The organism is Rummeliibacillus sp. SL167 (assembly GCF_007896505.1).
Lineage (GTDB): Bacteria > Bacillota > Bacilli > Bacillales_A > Planococcaceae > Rummeliibacillus > Rummeliibacillus suwonensis.
Map to the genome: position 1 here is coordinate 172,007 of NZ_VCBM01000002.1, position 17,392 is coordinate 189,398.

Annotated in this window: 18 protein-coding genes and 1 riboswitch; of the genes, 12 read left to right on the plus strand and 6 right to left on the minus strand. The window is 38.0% G+C overall.

The window, feature by feature from the left end; genetic code table 11:
* The first annotated feature begins 202 nt into the window (after positions 1-202).
* Positions 203-493, plus strand: a complete 291-nt coding sequence (locus tag FEZ13_RS12235) for a YwdI family protein (protein WP_146552939.1) — start codon at positions 203-205, stop codon at positions 491-493.
* A gap of 19 nt (positions 494-512) precedes the next feature.
* Positions 513-887: a DUF423 domain-containing protein gene (locus FEZ13_RS12240; protein ID WP_146552940.1), complete on the plus strand. Its 375-nt coding sequence runs from the start codon at positions 513-515 to the stop codon at positions 885-887.
* A 211-nt stretch (positions 888-1,098) separates the two neighbouring features.
* Here FEZ13_RS12240 and gerQ read toward each other — a convergent pair whose 3' ends face one another.
* Positions 1,099-1,497, minus strand: a complete 399-nt coding sequence (gene gerQ, locus FEZ13_RS12245) for a spore coat protein GerQ (protein ID WP_146552941.1) — start codon at positions 1,495-1,497, stop codon at positions 1,099-1,101.
* A gap of 20 nt (positions 1,498-1,517) precedes the next feature.
* Positions 1,518-1,667 (minus strand): hypothetical protein, encoded by a 150-nt coding sequence (locus FEZ13_RS20505; protein WP_370467700.1) that lies wholly within the window; start codon positions 1,665-1,667, stop codon positions 1,518-1,520.
* A gap of 469 nt (positions 1,668-2,136) precedes the next feature.
* Between FEZ13_RS20505 and FEZ13_RS12255 the strand changes: the two genes are divergently transcribed.
* Positions 2,137-2,901 (plus strand): HAD-IIB family hydrolase, encoded by a 765-nt coding sequence (locus tag FEZ13_RS12255; protein WP_146552942.1) that lies wholly within the window; start codon positions 2,137-2,139, stop codon positions 2,899-2,901.
* Positions 2,902-3,088: 187 nt separating this feature from the next.
* Here the strand turns inward: FEZ13_RS12255 and hemQ are convergent, their stop codons facing one another.
* A complete protein-coding gene (gene hemQ, locus FEZ13_RS12260; RefSeq protein ID WP_146552943.1) occupies positions 3,089-3,856 on the minus strand; it encodes a hydrogen peroxide-dependent heme synthase in 768 nt (255 codons plus the stop codon).
* Between the two features lie 367 nt (positions 3,857-4,223).
* On the opposite strand from hemQ, the gene lipL reads away from it, so the two are divergent.
* Complete coding sequence (lipL, locus tag FEZ13_RS12265; protein WP_146552944.1) at positions 4,224-5,057, plus strand: octanoyl-[GcvH]:protein N-octanoyltransferase; 834 nt, start codon at positions 4,224-4,226, stop codon at positions 5,055-5,057.
* Between the two features lie 109 nt (positions 5,058-5,166).
* Here lipL and FEZ13_RS12270 read toward each other — a convergent pair whose 3' ends face one another.
* Positions 5,167-5,808, minus strand: coding sequence for an RsfA family transcriptional regulator (locus FEZ13_RS12270; RefSeq protein ID WP_146550211.1), 642 nt, complete (start codon positions 5,806-5,808; stop codon positions 5,167-5,169).
* A 171-nt stretch (positions 5,809-5,979) separates the two neighbouring features.
* On the opposite strand from FEZ13_RS12270, the gene FEZ13_RS12275 reads away from it, so the two are divergent.
* From FEZ13_RS12275 to FEZ13_RS12285, 3 genes are all read left to right on the plus strand, one after another.
* Positions 5,980-6,240 carry a YuzB family protein gene (locus FEZ13_RS12275; protein WP_146550210.1) on the plus strand — a complete coding sequence of 87 codons (261 nt, stop codon included), beginning with the start codon at positions 5,980-5,982 and terminating at the stop codon, positions 6,238-6,240.
* Positions 6,241-6,371: 131 nt separating this feature from the next.
* Positions 6,372-7,670 (plus strand): HD domain-containing protein, encoded by a 1,299-nt coding sequence (locus FEZ13_RS12280; protein ID WP_146552945.1) that lies wholly within the window; start codon positions 6,372-6,374, stop codon positions 7,668-7,670.
* A gap of 22 nt (positions 7,671-7,692) precedes the next feature.
* Positions 7,693-8,199: a YwgA family protein gene (locus FEZ13_RS12285; protein ID WP_146552946.1), complete on the plus strand. Its 507-nt coding sequence runs from the start codon at positions 7,693-7,695 to the stop codon at positions 8,197-8,199.
* A gap of 299 nt (positions 8,200-8,498) precedes the next feature.
* On the opposite strand, the gene FEZ13_RS12290 is transcribed toward FEZ13_RS12285, so the two are convergent.
* Positions 8,499-8,684, minus strand: a complete 186-nt coding sequence (locus tag FEZ13_RS12290) for a 2-hydroxymuconate tautomerase (RefSeq protein WP_146550207.1) — start codon at positions 8,682-8,684, stop codon at positions 8,499-8,501.
* Between the two features lie 67 nt (positions 8,685-8,751).
* On the opposite strand from FEZ13_RS12290, the gene FEZ13_RS12295 reads away from it, so the two are divergent.
* Positions 8,752-9,264: a YwhD family protein gene (locus FEZ13_RS12295; RefSeq protein WP_146550206.1), complete on the plus strand. Its 513-nt coding sequence runs from the start codon at positions 8,752-8,754 to the stop codon at positions 9,262-9,264.
* A gap of 421 nt (positions 9,265-9,685) precedes the next feature.
* On the opposite strand, the gene FEZ13_RS12300 is transcribed toward FEZ13_RS12295, so the two are convergent.
* Positions 9,686-11,740: a transglycosylase domain-containing protein gene (locus FEZ13_RS12300; protein ID WP_146552947.1), complete on the minus strand. Its 2,055-nt coding sequence runs from the start codon at positions 11,738-11,740 to the stop codon at positions 9,686-9,688.
* A 614-nt stretch (positions 11,741-12,354) separates the two neighbouring features.
* Here FEZ13_RS12300 and FEZ13_RS12305 point away from each other — a divergent pair.
* The 4 genes from FEZ13_RS12305 to FEZ13_RS12320 all read left to right on the plus strand — a co-directional run bounded on the left by FEZ13_RS12305 (position 12,355) and on the right by FEZ13_RS12320 (position 17,392).
* Positions 12,355-12,792: a YwiB family protein gene (locus FEZ13_RS12305; protein ID WP_186725901.1), complete on the plus strand. Its 438-nt coding sequence runs from the start codon at positions 12,355-12,357 to the stop codon at positions 12,790-12,792.
* Positions 12,792-14,459 carry an arginine--tRNA ligase gene (argS, locus tag FEZ13_RS12310; RefSeq protein WP_146552949.1) on the plus strand — a complete coding sequence of 556 codons (1,668 nt, stop codon included), beginning with the start codon at positions 12,792-12,794 and terminating at the stop codon, positions 14,457-14,459. The genes FEZ13_RS12305 and argS overlap by 1 nt, the downstream gene beginning before the upstream one ends.
* Positions 14,460-15,138: 679 nt before the next feature.
* Positions 15,139-15,326: riboswitch (cobalamin riboswitch) on the plus strand.
* 108 nt (positions 15,327-15,434) lie between these two features.
* A complete protein-coding gene (locus FEZ13_RS12315; protein WP_146552950.1) occupies positions 15,435-16,400 on the plus strand; it encodes an ABC transporter substrate-binding protein in 966 nt (321 codons plus the stop codon).
* On the plus strand, positions 16,397-17,392 hold the full coding sequence (locus tag FEZ13_RS12320) for a FecCD family ABC transporter permease (protein WP_146552951.1): 996 nt from the start codon (positions 16,397-16,399) through the stop codon (positions 17,390-17,392). The genes FEZ13_RS12315 and FEZ13_RS12320 overlap by 4 nt, the downstream gene beginning before the upstream one ends.

Below are 17,392 nucleotides of genomic sequence, written 5' to 3' on the forward strand. Positions count from 1 at the left end.
GAGCACTGAAGAAGGAGAGGGGATGTATGATGCAACAGAGTTGTTTTAAATGTAGACACTTTTTCATCACCTGGGATCCGCAAAATCCTAGAGGGTGTCGTGCTTATCAATTCAAAAGTAAAGCGATCCCTTCAATTATCGTAAAAAACTCGTCAGGTATGGATTGTTTAAAGTTTGAGCCGAAAGTGAGAGGAAATGTACAATGATTTCTTATGAAGTAGTTGTAGCAGAGATAGCCAAGCATGTTGTTAAAGCTCAATCCGCCATGAATGATACACAAATACGTGAAGAACTTTCTGCTATTCGCGCATTATGTGATGTGGCATTACATGTCGAAGGATCAAAGCCATCGTCTACGAATCATATTCCTAAAATGATGATAAGTACTGAGCCCCAATTACCACAGCAACCTTCTGTACAAGCTACTCGGACTTTAAACGCCAACAAACTGCAAGAAGACGATGCAAATGGTGATTCAATTTTTGACTTTTAGAAAGGAATGTTAAAAGGTTATGAAATTTAATATGATTGCAGGTGCTGTATTTGCCCTCCTATCAGTGGCATTTGGTGCATTTGGTGCCCACGCTTTAAAGAATGTATTAACAGAACATTATGCAGCTGTATGGGAAACTGCTGTACATTATCAAATGTTTCATGCCATCGGTTTAATCGTGATTGGCATACTAATGAGTAAAAGTCTTCTGGGTCCTACATCAATGCTATCACGTGCAGGAATTCTTATGTTTATCGGAGTTATTCTATTCTCAGGGAGTCTATACGTGTTATCTATTACGCAAATAAAAGTATTAGGCGCGATTACACCAATTGGCGGTGTATTATTTTTAGTGGCATGGCTAATGGTCATCCTAGCTGCATCGAAACTATAAAAGCGGAGCCGGCTCGAACAGCTGCGACAAGCACTGGAAGCTTCGAATCGAAAGTGTCTTTTTCACTTTCGACCGAGAAGGTGAAGTGACCTCGAGCGGCAAGCCGGTGCAGCTAGACAAATAAAAGCGGTGCCAGCTCGAACAGCTTATTAATTTCTAAAATGAAAAATGCCATGTGCTATTTTATAACACATGACATTTTTTTGGTGTTTTATGGTGTTTGGTCAAAGTAACTCATTTGCTCATCAAATTCGGCATAGTCAAAATAAATCATAGGGAAGAGGAACCGATGATTTGTTCTGATGTCACGTAGAATAACGTGATCTCGACCCGCAGCCTCGACAACACCCCTTATGGCAATCGTATTTTCTCCAGCTGCTACTGCATGTTCGAAAGAAAAGTGGAAAGTTCCAGTTTTCCCACGATTTAAGCGCAAAATGTTTTCAATATATGATTGTTCTCGACCTTGAACAACAGGGCTAGCAACAGGTGGTGTTCCAGATGAGGTTTGAGAAGCGCCGGTTGGGTAAGGCGTGCTACCCGGATAAATAGTACCACTGGGATATGGCGTAGCCCCTTGATAATTTGGTGTCCAATAATATTGAACCATTACATCTTCCTTTCAAAATATTATACTTGTGGGCAATCATCAACTGACGGTGTAAAAAGCCAATGTGCTTTAAAACGGTCGATGTTCCACTGACCGTACCAATCTGTTGGACAATTACCTACCGGTTGGAAAAAACCATAATACTCGGGTTGCTGGGTGGAATCGTTCACCATTCGTAACACGTTGGGCTAAATGACGATCTTGCTCTCTGGTCAAAGTAGCTTCTGGTTATATTGCTTCAAAACTATCGGGACTTTGAAAAACATTCGTTCTATGATCGTATCTCGAAAGTCCAAATAATCGCCTAAAACTTGATTAGCACCAACGTTGCCAACCATTAGCATACCAAGATCACCGTCACTTTCTACTTCTGCCCTCATGAGTCGAGCTAGTCAATCAAGTTCTCTTGAGGTTGATTTCACAACAGGCATTACATAACCTCCTCTTCTTTATATATGACAGTTTTCTAAAATAAGAACCCATAGATCATGTATAAATTTGTTGGAAGAAGGGAAATAATTTAAAACTGAGATGTCCCTATATGTAATAGGACAGAAATAAGCTGAATACCATTATCTATTTTCAACTAGAGGTTTAAAAATCCATGATGTAAAAATATAGAAAGAAGTGTTCATTCATATGCAATTTGTTTTTGACTTAGATGGTACGATTTGTTTTGAAGGAAAGCCTGTTACTGAACCTATATTATATAGTATGGAGCATTTAACAGAGAAAGGGCATGAAGTCATTTTTGCTTCTGCTCGCCCAATACGCGATATGTTACTGGTTTTACATAAAAGATTTCATGGCTATAAAATGGTAGGAGGCAATGGTTCCCTAATATGTATGAATGGAAATGTGAAGCAAAATGCGGAGTTTGATGATAGGACTTTAAAGCAGATAAAAGTACTAATAGAAGAATATCATGCTACTTATTTAATCGATGGAGATTGGGATTATTCTTATACAGGTCCAGTAGATCACCCCATTTTAAACCATTTAGATACCCAAAAACTTGCAGTCAATAGACCATTAGAAAGATTAGAACACATCGTCAAAATAGCAGTTTTAACATCGTTTAATATGGAGAGTTTAAAGAAAAAGCTTGAAAACCTAGATGTCATTATACATACTCATCATCAAGAGGGTATGTTAGATATTAGCCCTTGTGGAATTCATAAATGGAGCGCTCTTCAAAAGCTAGGTGTTCAAAAAGGAAAATATATCGCTTTCGGCAATGATGTCAATGATATAACGATGTTTGAGAATGCTCAACACAGTGTGATGATTGGTCAACATCCCATATTGTCTCATTATGCGGATGAAAGTATTGAAAAAGACTCGATAGTAGAAGAGAAAATAATTGAAAAACTAGCAGAGCTAGATAAACGTTTTGCCTATTAAAAAAGCCCAGCTCCTTTTATTCGTGTAAAAGAAGAGCTGGACTTTTTCTCCGTTAAAGTCCGATTGGTTCGGGCCAACTGGATGTTGGTCCCTCAGGTGTTGCCACAGGACGTGGGGCGTTTTTCACCTGAGTTCCTCTATTCCAGTGTGGGGATGAAGAAAACCCTCTATTGATGGAATCTTTACTTTATTTTACTTCTAAGAATTTAACTAATTTTTCTTTATCCATAATGTTACCAACAAAGAATTCACCAAAGTCAGCGTAGCGTGCTGAAACTTCATCGAAGCGCATTTCGTAGATTAGTTTTTTAAATTCAAGAACGTCATGTGCAAATAGTGTAACGCCCCATTCATGGTCATCAAATCCGATTGAACCAGAAATAATTTGTTTTACTTTTCCTGCATAACTACGTCCGATCAAACCATGAGAACGCATTAATTCACGACGTGCCTCCATTTCTAGCATATACCAGTTAGCGCCTTTTTGACGGCGTTTATCCATTGGATAGAAGCAAATATGTTCCCAACGTGGTAATTCGGGATATAGGCGTGCTCGAACATGTGGATTTTGATATGGATCTTCTACAGGTCCATCACCGTTTTGTTTGCTTGTTAAGTAGTTAGAAAGTTCAACTACAGATACATATGAATATGTTGGAATTGTAAAATCAGCAATCGCTAGTTTATTGAATTCGTTTTCAAGATCTTGCAGTTCTTCCATTGTTTCACGCATTGTTATTAACAAGAAGTCGGCTTTTTGCCCTAAGATTGAGTAGAAAGCATGGCTACCCGTTTTTGCAATATCTGCTTCGTTGATTTTTTCTAGATAGTTGATAAATTCATCAACAGCTGCTTGGCGTTCTTCTTCAGAAACTAATTTCCATGAAGCCCAGTCAATTGAGCGAAAATCATGTAATGCGTACCAACCGTCTAGTGTTTTTGCTGCTTCGATCATAATTATGGACACTCCTTCTTATTGAGAATCATTCACGCTTATTTTAACATAAAAGCTTGATAGGAGTACGTAGAACGTTTGAGTTTCACGAATTTGACATGAGATGTTTGGACAAATCATGTATGCTTAATATAAAGTGAAACTCCATCAGTGGGGGTTTTCTTCATTCCCCACTGGAATAGAGGAATGGAAGTGAAAAATGCGACGTCCTGTGGCAGCATCTGAGGGACCAACATCCTGCCCGCCTGAACCAATCGGATTTTAACGGGCAGTAAGACCTCTTTTTCGTTTCTCTCTAAATCTTGAGATGGGGTCTTACTGCCCGTTAAAGCGGGATCAATATAAAATAATTTCAGGAGATTGAACGATGAAGAATTATTTACAACAATCCGTATGGCGTTTTTGGGATCAATCTATCAGCGGTATAGGGCATTCGCCATTAGAATCATTTGCCGCCGATGACACACTTTGTCATCTCGTAGGGCAAGGGCAATCACCAGCTACTATTCGGACATGGGTCCATGATCAATCCGTTGTGCTTGGTATACAGGATCATCGATTACCACATATTCAAGAAGGAATGGCATTATTAAAAAAAAGAGGATTTGAGCCAATTATACGCAATTCTGGTGGACTAGCGGTTGTGTTAGATTCGGGTGTATTGAATATATCACTTGTTTTATCTGAGCGGGAGGAAAAAATTGATATTAACACAGGCTATGAGATTATGGTCACATTGATTAAGCGATTATTTCCACAGGTTGCGGATAAAATCGAAGCTTATGAGATTGTAGGATCTTATTGTCCCGGTTCATATGATTTAAGTATTGCTGGCAAGAAATTTGCAGGGATTTCACAACGTCGCTTACGCCAAGGGATTGCCATACAAATTTATCTATGCATAGAAGGTAGCGGAGTGGAAAGAGCCATGCTTGTACGAGATTTCTATGAGGTTAGCTTGCAAGGAGAGAAAACAAAGTTTCAATATCCTATTATAAAACCAGAAGTAATGGCTTCTTTAAACGAATTATTAGATGAATCGCTAACTGTGCAACAAACCGTTCTCACATTACACCAATTATTAATCTCTTTAAGCGATGAGGTGAAAATAGGAACATTACAGACAGGCGAAATGGAACTGTATACTTTCTACTTAAAGAGAGTGCTTGAAAGAAATCAATCGATGCTATCTAAGAATTAGAGCCTCAAATTGATGCAAATAAAACAAAATAAGACTGTAAACAAATTTTGGAGTTTGTTTACAGTCTATTTTTGTATTTATCCCGCATTAATGGGCAGGAAGTTTCACTTTATTCCTCTATACCTACGGATGCATCTTCTTTTTTGACAAGATTTCCGTTTCGCTCCATTGTAAAGACAGGAGCAATATGCTCATCTTCTGTGCCAAGCGTCATTAAACGTCTTGCACGGTTCATCACTTGCATAAATTGATCATAATCTTTTTTCATATTACGATGTTCTTTTTCTAAACGAAGTACTTCTTTTTCCATTTTCGCTGCCTTGTCATTCGCAATATTTGCTAAATGCCGCCATCTTGATATTTCCTCATCATGGAAGTTACTTTGTTGTAAACGCATTAAATAGGCAATTACAAGGTCAATGGACATTGCAGAAAGAGGAATCGTGCGTGTGACTTCATTATGCTTTTCGTTTGGTAGCAGATAAAGCCCTGCTGTTCTTCTACGAGCAGAAGCACCATAAATTCGCATTCTTTCCTTTCTCTCTTTTTTAGCAGAAGCTAGTTCCTTCTCATAGTTTTTGCGTACTACCGCATTCCATCGGAAACCACAAGCAGCAGCGGTACGGTTCAGCGCATCACCTGCTTCTTCAAAGGCGGTAAGCTGAGTACTTCCTTCTTTCACATGGCGTAAAACAGCTTCTGCCAATAATTCATCATTCTCTGGTAACCAAGCATCTTGTCTTGTTTTCATTGTTTTCAAACCTCCTATTTCATTCATAGGATTAGCCTAGACAGTTTTTATATTTTTTATTCATAAACTTGTAATAGCTTTATTAGATAAAATATCTTGAACGAAAGATAGGAAATACGATACACTAATAGATAGACTTAAAACTGAAATATAGAAAGGGTTGTAGACAAAATGGCAAACGAATTCCGTGTTTGCGATGAATGTCAGGCCGTTAATTTAAAAACATTAATTCCTAAACTGAAAGCAATCGATCCTGATGCTACGATAGATATTAAATGCCAATCATACTGCGGTCCTGGACTTCGCAAAACATTTACAATCGTCAACAATCGTCCATGCGCGGCGCATACGGAAGAGGAATTAATACCAAAAATTATCGCCAAATTGAAATCACAAAAAAGATTACCAGAAAGTTATCAAGAAAACGAATGAAAATAAAAACGTATCATTATTTTTTTCATAACACGACTTTTTCCACCTTTCAATAAGGTGGTTTTTTCGTTTATAATGTTGAAATATATAGATTACGGAACTTTAAAATAGAAAGAGTGGAAGTGCTTGAATTGAGTTATGCGACTAAAAAGCTAGACGAAGAGAAAGTATTCAAAGATCCGGTTCATCGCTATATACATGTGCGCGATCAAGTGATATGGGATTTAATAGGTACAAGAGAGTTTCAACGTTTACGTCGTATTAAACAGCTCGGTACGACTTATTTGGTGTTTCACGGCGCAGAACATAGCCGCTTTAGTCACTCTTTGGGGGTCTATGAAATTGTCAGGCGAATGGTCGATGATGTGTTCAAAGGTAGAAAAGAATGGGATGAAAGCGAACGCCTAGTAGTGCTTTGCGCGGCGTTATTGCATGATTTAGGTCATGGACCATTTTCCCACGCATTTGAACATGTTTTTGATTTAGATCATGAGGAGTACACAAGAGCGATCATTAAAGGTGATACAGAGGTAAATCAAGTATTGAGCCGTGTCGCACCTGATTTTCCACAAAAAGTGTCAGATGTCATCGCTAAAACGTATGTCAATAAACAAGTTGTTAGTATGATTTCAAGCCAAATTGATGCGGATCGTATGGATTATCTACAAAGAGATGCCTATTTCACAGGTGTTAGTTATGGACATTTTGATATGGAGAGAATCCTTCGTGTGATGCGTCCACAGGAAGACCGAATTGTGATCAAATCAAGTGGTATGCACGCGGTTGAAGATTATATTATGAGCCGCTATCAAATGTACTGGCAAGTTTATTTTCATCCAGTTGCTAGAAGTGCTGAGGTCATTTTAAATAAAATCCTTCATCGTGCAAAAGAGCTAAGTAAAGAAAATTATCAATTTATCCACGAACCTACACATTTTCAAGCGTTTTTTAATAACCATATTGAATTGGAAGATTATATATCATTAGATGAAAGTATTTTACTAACATATTTTCAAATGTGGATAAAAGAGAAAGATCCAATATTGAGCGATTTAAGTCGCCGTTTTATCAATAGAAGATTATTCAAATATATTGAATTTGATCCAGCAAATGAATATGAAAAATTAAGAGATTTAGAAGACTTATTTATCCGAGCGGGGATCAATCCCAAATATTATTTAGTACATGATTCTACATCGGATTTGCCTTATGATTTCTATCGTCCTGGCGAAGAAGAGGAAAGAGTGCCCATTCAATTATTAATGCCGAATGGGGAAATTAAAGAGTTATCACGTTGTTCTGAAATCGTTGATGCAATATCAGGTAAACGTCGATCTGATCACAAATTATATTTTCCAGAAGATGCATTGTTGAAAAATGGAAAGCAAAAAACATTAAGAAAACAAATATTAAATGTATTGAGAGGTTAAATCTTCTCGAAAGGAGAAAAACGTGCTAGAAGAACATGCGAAAGTCGTACAATTTGTGTCATTGGCGGGACAAGTTACTGGCCGAAAAAAATTGCAAAAAATGGTTTATATCGCTAAAAAAATGCAATTTCCATTCCACGAAAAATATCATTTTCATATTTACGGTCCCTATTCAGAAGAACTTACATTACGTGTAGAGGAATTATGCACGATGGGTTTTTTAACAGAGCAAATGGAGGACAAGGGTTCATATGTTCAATATTGTTATGAAGCAACCGAAAAAGGAGCGGATTTTTCCGAAGCTTTGTGTGAGGAACCACAAAACTTAAAAGAGGTTGTCCATATTTTAAACAACAAGAGTGCAAGATTTTTAGAACTTGTTTCAACACTCCTATATTTTGATGAATTGCCAAAGACAGAGCAAATAGAAAAAATTCATGTTGTCAAAGGAAAATTGAATTTTACCGAGCAAGAGATGGAAGATGCTTTTGAGCTGATCGATATGCTCAATCAATATAAAGTGAACTAAATAGTCATTAAAAATGGTATGCGAAAAAGTTCATAAGTTCGCATACCATTTTCATTTTATTGAAGGTTATTTTCGAAAGCCTGTTATTTACCCCGCGTTAACGGGCAGTAGAACCCCCACCTCAAGGTATAGAGAGAAACGAGAAAGATAGGTGGGGGATCAACTGCCGCATGCGCCCGATTGGTTTGGGCGGGCAAGATGTTGGTCCCTCAAGTGTTGCCACAGGACATGGCGACTTTAACCTGAGTCCCTCTACATCAGTGGGGATGAAGAAAACCCCCACTGATGGAAGCTTTACTTTATTGTTCGCTCTTTCGCACGCCACCAACTGCATAATGCTCTTTCTTCATTTCTTCAATAATAATAGTGACATTTTCTTTTGGTGCATTGACCGTTTCAGAAATCGCTTCGGTCACCTTTTCAACAAGATTGTGTTTTTGTTCATCAGTACGTCCTTCGATCAGTTTAATCGTAACTACAGGCATTGTAAGCCCTCCTCGTGTAAAATATAGTGTATATTCGTTATAATAACAGAACGGAGGGATTTAGCGTATGGCAAATGAAGAAAAACCTAAAAAAATGGAATTTACGATTCTAAAAAATAATCCAACTGATGGTCATAAAGGATTTGGCATCGGATCCATATCACTTGAGAACGTATCACCGGTTATTATCGATATACAAGAAAAAACGGCTGAGGTGGATATTGGCGCTATGCATGCTCGGAGTGCGGTAGAAAGAGGTATCAAATTTACAACAGACCGTACTGATTCAGAAGGTGGCAAACCTTATTGGCTAGTATGGGTGACCATTGAGCAAAAACCAGAAGGTGCATATTATGCTGGTGTAACAGCATGCGAAATGGTCGTCAATCGTGAAAAAAGACGTGGCTATAAAATATTAGCAGATCATGTCAACAAAATGGATAAATCGATGAAACGCCATATAATTGTTGAACATATGGATGACTCTTCCAAACATGTTCTAGGAGAGTTTTTAAAGAACTTTAATGAGGATATGTGGAAAAGTAGTGATGTTCAATTACGTACAGATTTGGGATTTTAACCACCTAATTATTGAATAATCTATGACATTTTCTAAGCGTTTTCAAATACATAGTTGAAACCGTCATAGAAAGGAAGTAAACTGAAATAAAGCTTACAAAGGTAGGCTAGGACAAAAACTTATTGATGATGATGGGTGTCATGTGGCATTTTGTAAGGATCAAGCTTAATGCCACATGATTCTCATATTCAGTAAGTAGTAAAGCTTTCATTCTAAAGGATAACGGACTCCAATAGAATGGAAGCTTTTTTAGTTAGAAGATCATTTTGGTTGATAAGGAAAATACATACTCCATCATGGTTCGCAACTCACTCGCAGTAAGGGTGCAATCAATTGATCCATCATATGGTTAATAAGAAAAAACGCTTTTCTAAAAGGATTCAATATTCCTCAAAGAAAAGCGTTTTACTTTTAAATCATATTATTCAAAGAATGAAAAAGGAAAAAGGCTCCATGAATCATTCGTATCTCTTGTTAAATCTTTTACGATTGATGGATCTGTACATTTTTTCTTCGGTATATCCTTTTTCTTTAGATAGACAACCCGTTGTCTGCTACAGCTTTTGGTTGCAATGCCACCTGTTTCTACATCAATGATAGCCGCTTCTACACCATCTGGCGCTATAAAAGGTTCACTTGGCAAATCTTTATGGGCATTTTCCATGAAGTCAATCCATATTTGCTTGGTTGCACGGCTATCAGCAGTATCTGCCATTTGTTTTCCTTGGTCATAACCATTCCAAACGCCTGCTGTTAGCGAAGGAGTGAATCCAATCATCATTTGATCTGTTAATGTCGTTCCTGATTTTGCAGCATATGGACGTGTTTGCTTATTGCGAATGCTAACACCGGTTGCTGGTGCATAGTCATTAAATACGGGATCAAACATACCTGTCATTAATTGCGTCAGGATAAAATTATCATCTTTTTTCAACACTCTTTTAGATTCTCTATGTTTTTTCATTTTGTAAAGTACTTTACCATTAGAATCTTTAATGGAGAGAACGGTGATCGGTGTTCTCTTTACACCGCCTGCTGCGATAGTATTATAGGCGGAAGTAATATCCTTTAAAGAAACTTCGGTGGTGCCTAAAGCAACAGATGGCGTGTTTTGTAAAGATCCACCTAAACCAAAGCGATCTAGCATTTGTCTAAATTTACGATAGCCTACTTCTTCAAAAGTTTTCACTGCATAAATGTTATCTGAAATGGCAAGTGCTTGTGCCAAAGAAAGTGGGTGGTTCGCAAATTTACCATTAACGTTTTTCGGCTCGTATTCAGAGCGCCCACCATCATAAGTGAAAATGGTTTGTTCGGCATCCATGAATGTTAAAGGAGAAAAATTATCCTCTAAAGCAGTGGCATACAGCAATGGTTTAATGGCTGAACCCGGTTGTCTCTTTGCTTGTGTGACACGGTTAAATGGACTTTTCGTATATTGACTACCTCCAACTAATGCAGTAATGTAGCCTGTTTTGGGATCCATACTCACAAATCCCACCTGTAGACCTGAGTTTGGCAAATTCTTTTTAATCGCTTCTTCAGCTGCTATTTGATGTGTAGGATTTAAAGTTGTTTGGATCGTCCAACCGCCTTCTTCGATACTTCGACCGTTCTTCTCCAATATTTTTTGCGCTTCTGCCCAAACAGTATCGATAAAATAGGGAGCGTTTATTTTTCCGCTGTCCCATTCATCATATTTGAACGCAAGCTTTTCTTGCTGAGCTCGCTCTTTAGCGTCTTTTGTGATCATATTTTGTTGCTCCATTAATGATAGAATCAGCTGTTGTCTTTGGTGGTTCTTTTCTTCATTTGCCAGCGGCGAATAAATACTTGGCCCTTTTGGTATAGCTATTAAAGCCGCAGCTTCTGGAAGTGTTAAATCTTTGGCTGATTTTGCAAAAAAGTATCTGCTCGCAGCCTCCACACCGTACATGCCATGTCCAAAATACACTGTATTCAAATAACCCTCTAATATTTGATCTTTATCATAAAAAGTTTCTAAACGATAGGCATATAGCGCTTCATTTATTTTTCTGACCCATGTCTTATCATAAGTAAGATATAAATTTCGAGCATACTGTTGAGTAATCGTACTTGCTCCTTCAACTTTTTTCATCGCTTTTATATCTTTCAAGAGAGCTCCGGCAATACGTGTATAGTCAAAACCATGGTGGCTATAAAAATTTTGATCTTCCGTTGCAATAAGTGCTTTTGTTACAAAGGGAGAGATTTCATCAAGATCGACCCAGTACCGTCGTTGCTGGGAGAATTTATCTCCTATTTGCTTTCCGTCTGCGTCTAAGAAAACCGTTGCTTTAGGGACGGTTAAAGAAGGAGCTCCTGTAATTTGAGCATATATTCGGAGTGACAGCAGAGCAGATGCAAGTGCTGAGCCACACACGATAACCCAAATAACGATTTTCCGTAGTCGTAGCTTTTTTTTTCGCTGCCGTTGATATTCAGCTCTATTCATCCCAATCGCTTCCTTTCTTCATCGTTGAATCTAGTATGTGATGTCTTTAGATAAACTAAACGAAGGAAAAACACTAATTTTGTCGAATAAAACAATTTCACAAATTTAATGTTTGAAGGGATTATATTCGTGTTTTTTGTATGAATTTGGAGTTATGAAATTGATTCGAATAAGAACAGGTGAGTTGTGCATTGATAAAAGCTGGGAAGTGTGAAAGACTCCATATTTTTCATGCCGTTTTATAAATTGCAGCGGAGGCTTGCTAGAGTCCTCGAAAATGCATGCGCATGTCCTTTGTGCGGTGCCCACTCAATGAAGCTCATTCAATGTCCCGCGAAAAAAGCTAGCAAGCCGTAGTGGAATTTAGTGAATTGTCTATAAGAAGCTGTCACGGATTTTGAAGCGGAGCTTTTTGAACAAGCTCGAAAAAAGTCCAGATGCAGTTATACTGAGGCGTAATTGATAAATCTATGTATTTTAGTCTGCTTTATCATACTGATCTATTGTTAAAAGAAAATAATAAACCATCATTTGAATGTTGCATCTTGAAAACAAGTAGATTCCTATCCTATAATAAAAAGGTTACATCAAAAAGAAAACGGAGGCGTCATAAAATGTCAGATGTACTGACAGCACCCGTAAAAATAAAAATTATAACAACGATTACACAACAAGATACAGCACCGGAGAAATTTGAACTCTGGTCTGAGGGCACAATTATGCAAAAAAACGATCAAATCTATTTACGATACGAAGAAGTACAAGAAGATCAACATAGAAATACAACTTTACGATTTGGTCAAAAAGATGCGGTTATCATTCGAAATGGTGACATTAAAATGCGAATGCCATTTGTACTTGGACAAGCAAGAAAAGGTCATTATAATAGTAATTATGGTCAAATACCCATTGTAACATTGACAAAAGAGATGAAATTTGAATCGTCTGAATCTATTCAAAACGGTCGATTTTATGTGCAATATGAATTATTAGTAGGCGAACAATCTGTCGGAGATTATTGTCTAGAACTGAACTATACGGAGGGAAATTAATGAACGCAGTAGAACAAGTACAACAAACCATTAAAGAAGCGCTTGTTGTAGCGATTCAAAAAGCAAATCTTGTAGAAGATGCAAATGCATTGAACATTCATCTAGAAGCACCAAGAAACAAAGCGAACGGTGACTATGCAACGAATATCGCTATGCAATTAACAAAATTAGCAAAAAAACCACCACGTGCTATTGCAGAAGCCATCTTGGAAAACCTTGAAACCGAGGGCACAAATATTGAAAAAATCGATATTGCAGGGCCAGGCTTTATGAATATTACTTTACGAAAGGACTACTTGGCCGAAGTTGTGGCGACTGTTCTCGATCAAGATGTTAATTATGGTCGTACCGATGCGGGGCATAACGAAAAAATTCAAGTCGAATTTGTATCCGCAAACCCAACTGGAGATTTACATCTAGGGCATGCTCGTGGTGCTTCTGTTGGGGACTCTTTATGTAATGTGTTAGATTTTGCAGGGTATGATGTATCACGTGAATACTATATTAATGATGCTGGTAATCAAATTACAAAATTGGCCAAATCATTAGAAGCACGCTACCGGGAAGCACTAGGTTTAGAATCGGACATGCCTGAAGATGGCTACCATGGGAAAGATATCATTGTTATTGCGAAAGAATTATCTGCAGAATATGGTAAAGATATATTAGAAAAACCTGAAGAAGAGCGTTTTGAATTTTTCCGTGAACACGGTTTAAAACACGAATTTGGCAAACTCCAAAAAGATTTAAAAGACTTCCGTGTCGATTTTGATGTCTGGTTCTCTGAAACATCCTTATACAAAGAAGGAAAAGTTCAAACAGCACTTCAAAAATTAAAAGACAACGGTCATGTATTTGAACAAGATGGTGCTACTTGGTTCCGTTCTACTACGTTTGGTGATGACAAAGACCGCGTATTGATCAAATCAGACGGTTCCTATACTTATCTAACACCAGATATCGCCTATCATGAAGACAAATTACGTCGTGGTTTTGACAAGCTGATCAATATTTGGGGTGCCGATCATCATGGTTATATCCCACGTATGAAGGCTGCGATCGAAGCACTTGGCTATGATCGTGATGTATTAGAAGTGGAAGTAATCCAAATGGTTAATCTTCTACGCAATGGTGAAAAAGTCAAAATGTCAAAACGAACGGGGAATGCAGTTACTCTTCGTGAACTAGTTGAGGAAGTTGGCTTAGATGCTGTACGCTACAATTTCGCAATGCGTGCAGGCGATACGCATTTAGATTTCGATTTAGATTTAGCTGTGAAGCAATCAAACGAAAATCCAGTGTACTATGCTCAATATGCTCATGCGCGAATTTGTTCGATCTTACGTCAAGCATCAGAAAAAGGTTTTGCGGTTTCAATTGATCATCTTGATACATTGTCATCAGAAAAAGATATTGAAGTATTGAAAAAAGTAGGGGACTTTCCACAAATTGTAGCAGATGCAGCACGTGTACGCGCACCGCATCGTATTGCAAACTACATCCAAGAACTAGCAGCAACATTCCACAGTTTTTATAATGCAGAGAAAGTTTTAGATGACGACAACAAAGAACGTTCTGAAGCACGACTAGCCCTAATTACAGCAGTGCGCATCACATTAGCAAATGCTCTAAAATTGATTGGTGTATCAGCACCGGAAAAAATGTAATTTTTAGTGCATTGGTTACATCAGAACAAAATATCCTTCTGTTTTTGTTTGCGGGGTTAAAATGCATACTAGTTAAGCAATTTTTCTGCTCAACCATTATTAATAGAAAATAGTCAACGAAATCGCTGTTTCGTTGGCTTTTTTCTGTTGACTAAATTTTATCCCGCTTCAAAGGACAGTAAGCCACCTATGTCTCAAGATTTAGAGAAAAACGAGAAAGATAGATGGGGATCAACTGCTCGCAAAAGTCCGATTACTTCGGGCTAACAAGATGTTGGTCACTCAGGTGTTGCCAAAGGACGTGACGCTTTTAGCTTCCTTTCCTTAATCGCTTCGCTGTGGGGTCTCAACTGTCCGTTTTTCCCGCGTGATATTGAATGGGCTTCACTAAACTGGCACCGCACGAAGAAAATACGTATACATTTTCGAGGAGTCGAGCAAGCCGCAGCGAAGATCTATATAAATGGTTCTAAAAACACAGGGCTTTTCAGTAATTATGCCAAATAGGGGCACCTGATTTTTGTAAAATCAACATGCGTGAAATTTTATATTAACAGTACAAATATCATTACTAGTAAAAAATAGCTATAAGTATCAAAAATATATACTAAAAAATTCTCAATATCTCATCGCCTGTCTTTTACAAAAGCAAAATATTCGGTATAATGATAAGCAATTCAATAGAAAATCAATGTACGGTTCTTGACACTGCTAAAATGTTGAGTGAAAAGGGAAGTCGGTGAAAGTCCGATGCGGTCCCGCCACTGTAAGTGTGAGTGATTCGTAAATAGCCACTGAAAAATTTTTGGGAAGGCACGATGAGCGTTGAACACAAGCCAGGATACCTGCCGTATAGGATCACGCCAACAATGACTACGAGGATAGGATGGGTGACAGTGTATGCACTACACTGGAATCATGATGCCTCTCGAATGAATTGAGAGGTTTTTTATTATGCTGAAGGAGGTACTTTTCATGAAAAAAATATGGCAACTAGTAAGCGTGTTGATGATGGCATTTGTTTTACTTGTTGGGTGTAGCCAAGGAGATACTCAGCAATCGTCTACTGATAAAACAAATACCACTTCTCAAACCAATGACAAAACATCTACATACCCAATGACGGTGAAAGATGCACTTGGTAATCATATAGAATTCAAAGAAACACCCAAAAGAATTGTTTCATTAGTTCCAAGTAATACAGAAATCTTATTCGCATTAGGTTTAGAACATGAAATTGTAGGGGTAAATGATAACGATGATTATCCCAAAGCCGCTACTAAAAAGACAAAAATAGGCGGTATGGAATTCAATGTTGAAAAAGTATTGAGCCTAAAACCTGATGCAGTATTTGCACATGAATCTAATGCAAAATCAGTAGAGGCTGGATTACAACAGTTAAAAGATGCAGGTATTCCTGTCTTTGTTGTAAAAAGTGCGACAAGTTTTGAAGAAACCTATAGCACGATCAAACAGCTTGGCCAAATTACAAACAAAGAACAAAAAGCAGATCAAATTATTACAAGTATGAAGGAAAAAGTAAAAGATGTTCAAGCTAAAGTAGCGAATGTAAAACAACGTACTGCCTTTGTGGAAACGGCAGATGAACCGGATATTTTTACGGCAGGTAAAGATACATTTATGCAAGAAATCTTTGACTTAGCGAAGATTAAAAATGTGGTAGACGATCAATCAGGTTGGTTTAAAATTGATACAGAAGAAATCGTTAAACGTAATCCTGATACCATTATTGTAATGGAGGACTATGTTCCAAATATCGTAGAGAAAGTGAAAAAACGCCAAGGCTTTGATAGTATTACAGCTGTTAAAAATGATGCCGTAGTAAAAGTGGATCAAGATTTGACAGCTCGTACAGGTCCTCGTCTTGCCGATGGGCTAGAGGAAATAGCAAAGGCTGTTTATCCAGAGGCATTTAAATGAGAAAAATGGTAATGGGATATATCGTAGCGCTTATCATTTTATGTATAAGTGTATGGCTCGGTATTTCCATAGGCTCAGTAGAGGTACCAATCAGTACGTTATGGAATACTGGAGCTGATGAAACGGCAACAAATATATTATGGAAAATTCGTATGCCACGTGTCATACTAGCAGGACTTGTTGGGGCGGCATTAGCGATTGCAGGCGCTGCTTTTCAAGGATTGTTAAAAAACCCGCTTGCTGATCCGTATACGTTAGGAGTGTCATCTGGCGCCTCAGTGGGGGCTGTGGTGACGCTTTTTTTCGGTATTACGACACCTATTTTAGGCATTTATACATTGCCAATATTCAGTATGATAGGTGCTCTAGTATCATTGTTTATTGTTTTGGGCTTTGCAAAATTGGTCGATCGCATGATGAAGATGGAAACACTGATTTTAACCGGCATTATCGTCAGCTCATTTTTAAGTTCTATTATCTCCCTGATGATTGCTTTAACAGGAGAAGAACTTCGTCAAATTATTAGCTGGCTGATGGGGAGTGTATCTATGCGCGGTTGGCCTTATGTCAAGATGATTTTCCCCTTCATCATAATTGGTTCATTGATGCTATGGGTCAATCGTCGTGAACTTAATGCTATGTTATTTGGAGAGGAACGGGCCAAATATTTAGGGGTCAATGTAAAAAGAAGCAAACGTCTTCTTTTGCTTGGAGGTTCTATTTTGACTGGTTCCGCAGTGGCGGTATCGGGAACGATCGGCTTTGTTGGCTTGGTCGTTCCACATATGACGAGATTAATGTTTGGAGCTGATCATCGCCATCTATTGCCCTTATCTTTTATCAATGGGGCATCATTATTGATTCTTTGTGATTTGCTGGCGAGAACGATTATTGCACCAACGGAATTACCGATTGGTATTATTACATCCTTTATTGGGGCACCAGTTTTTGCTTATATTTTCTTCCGTCAGCGTAGAACGAAGGGGGCATAG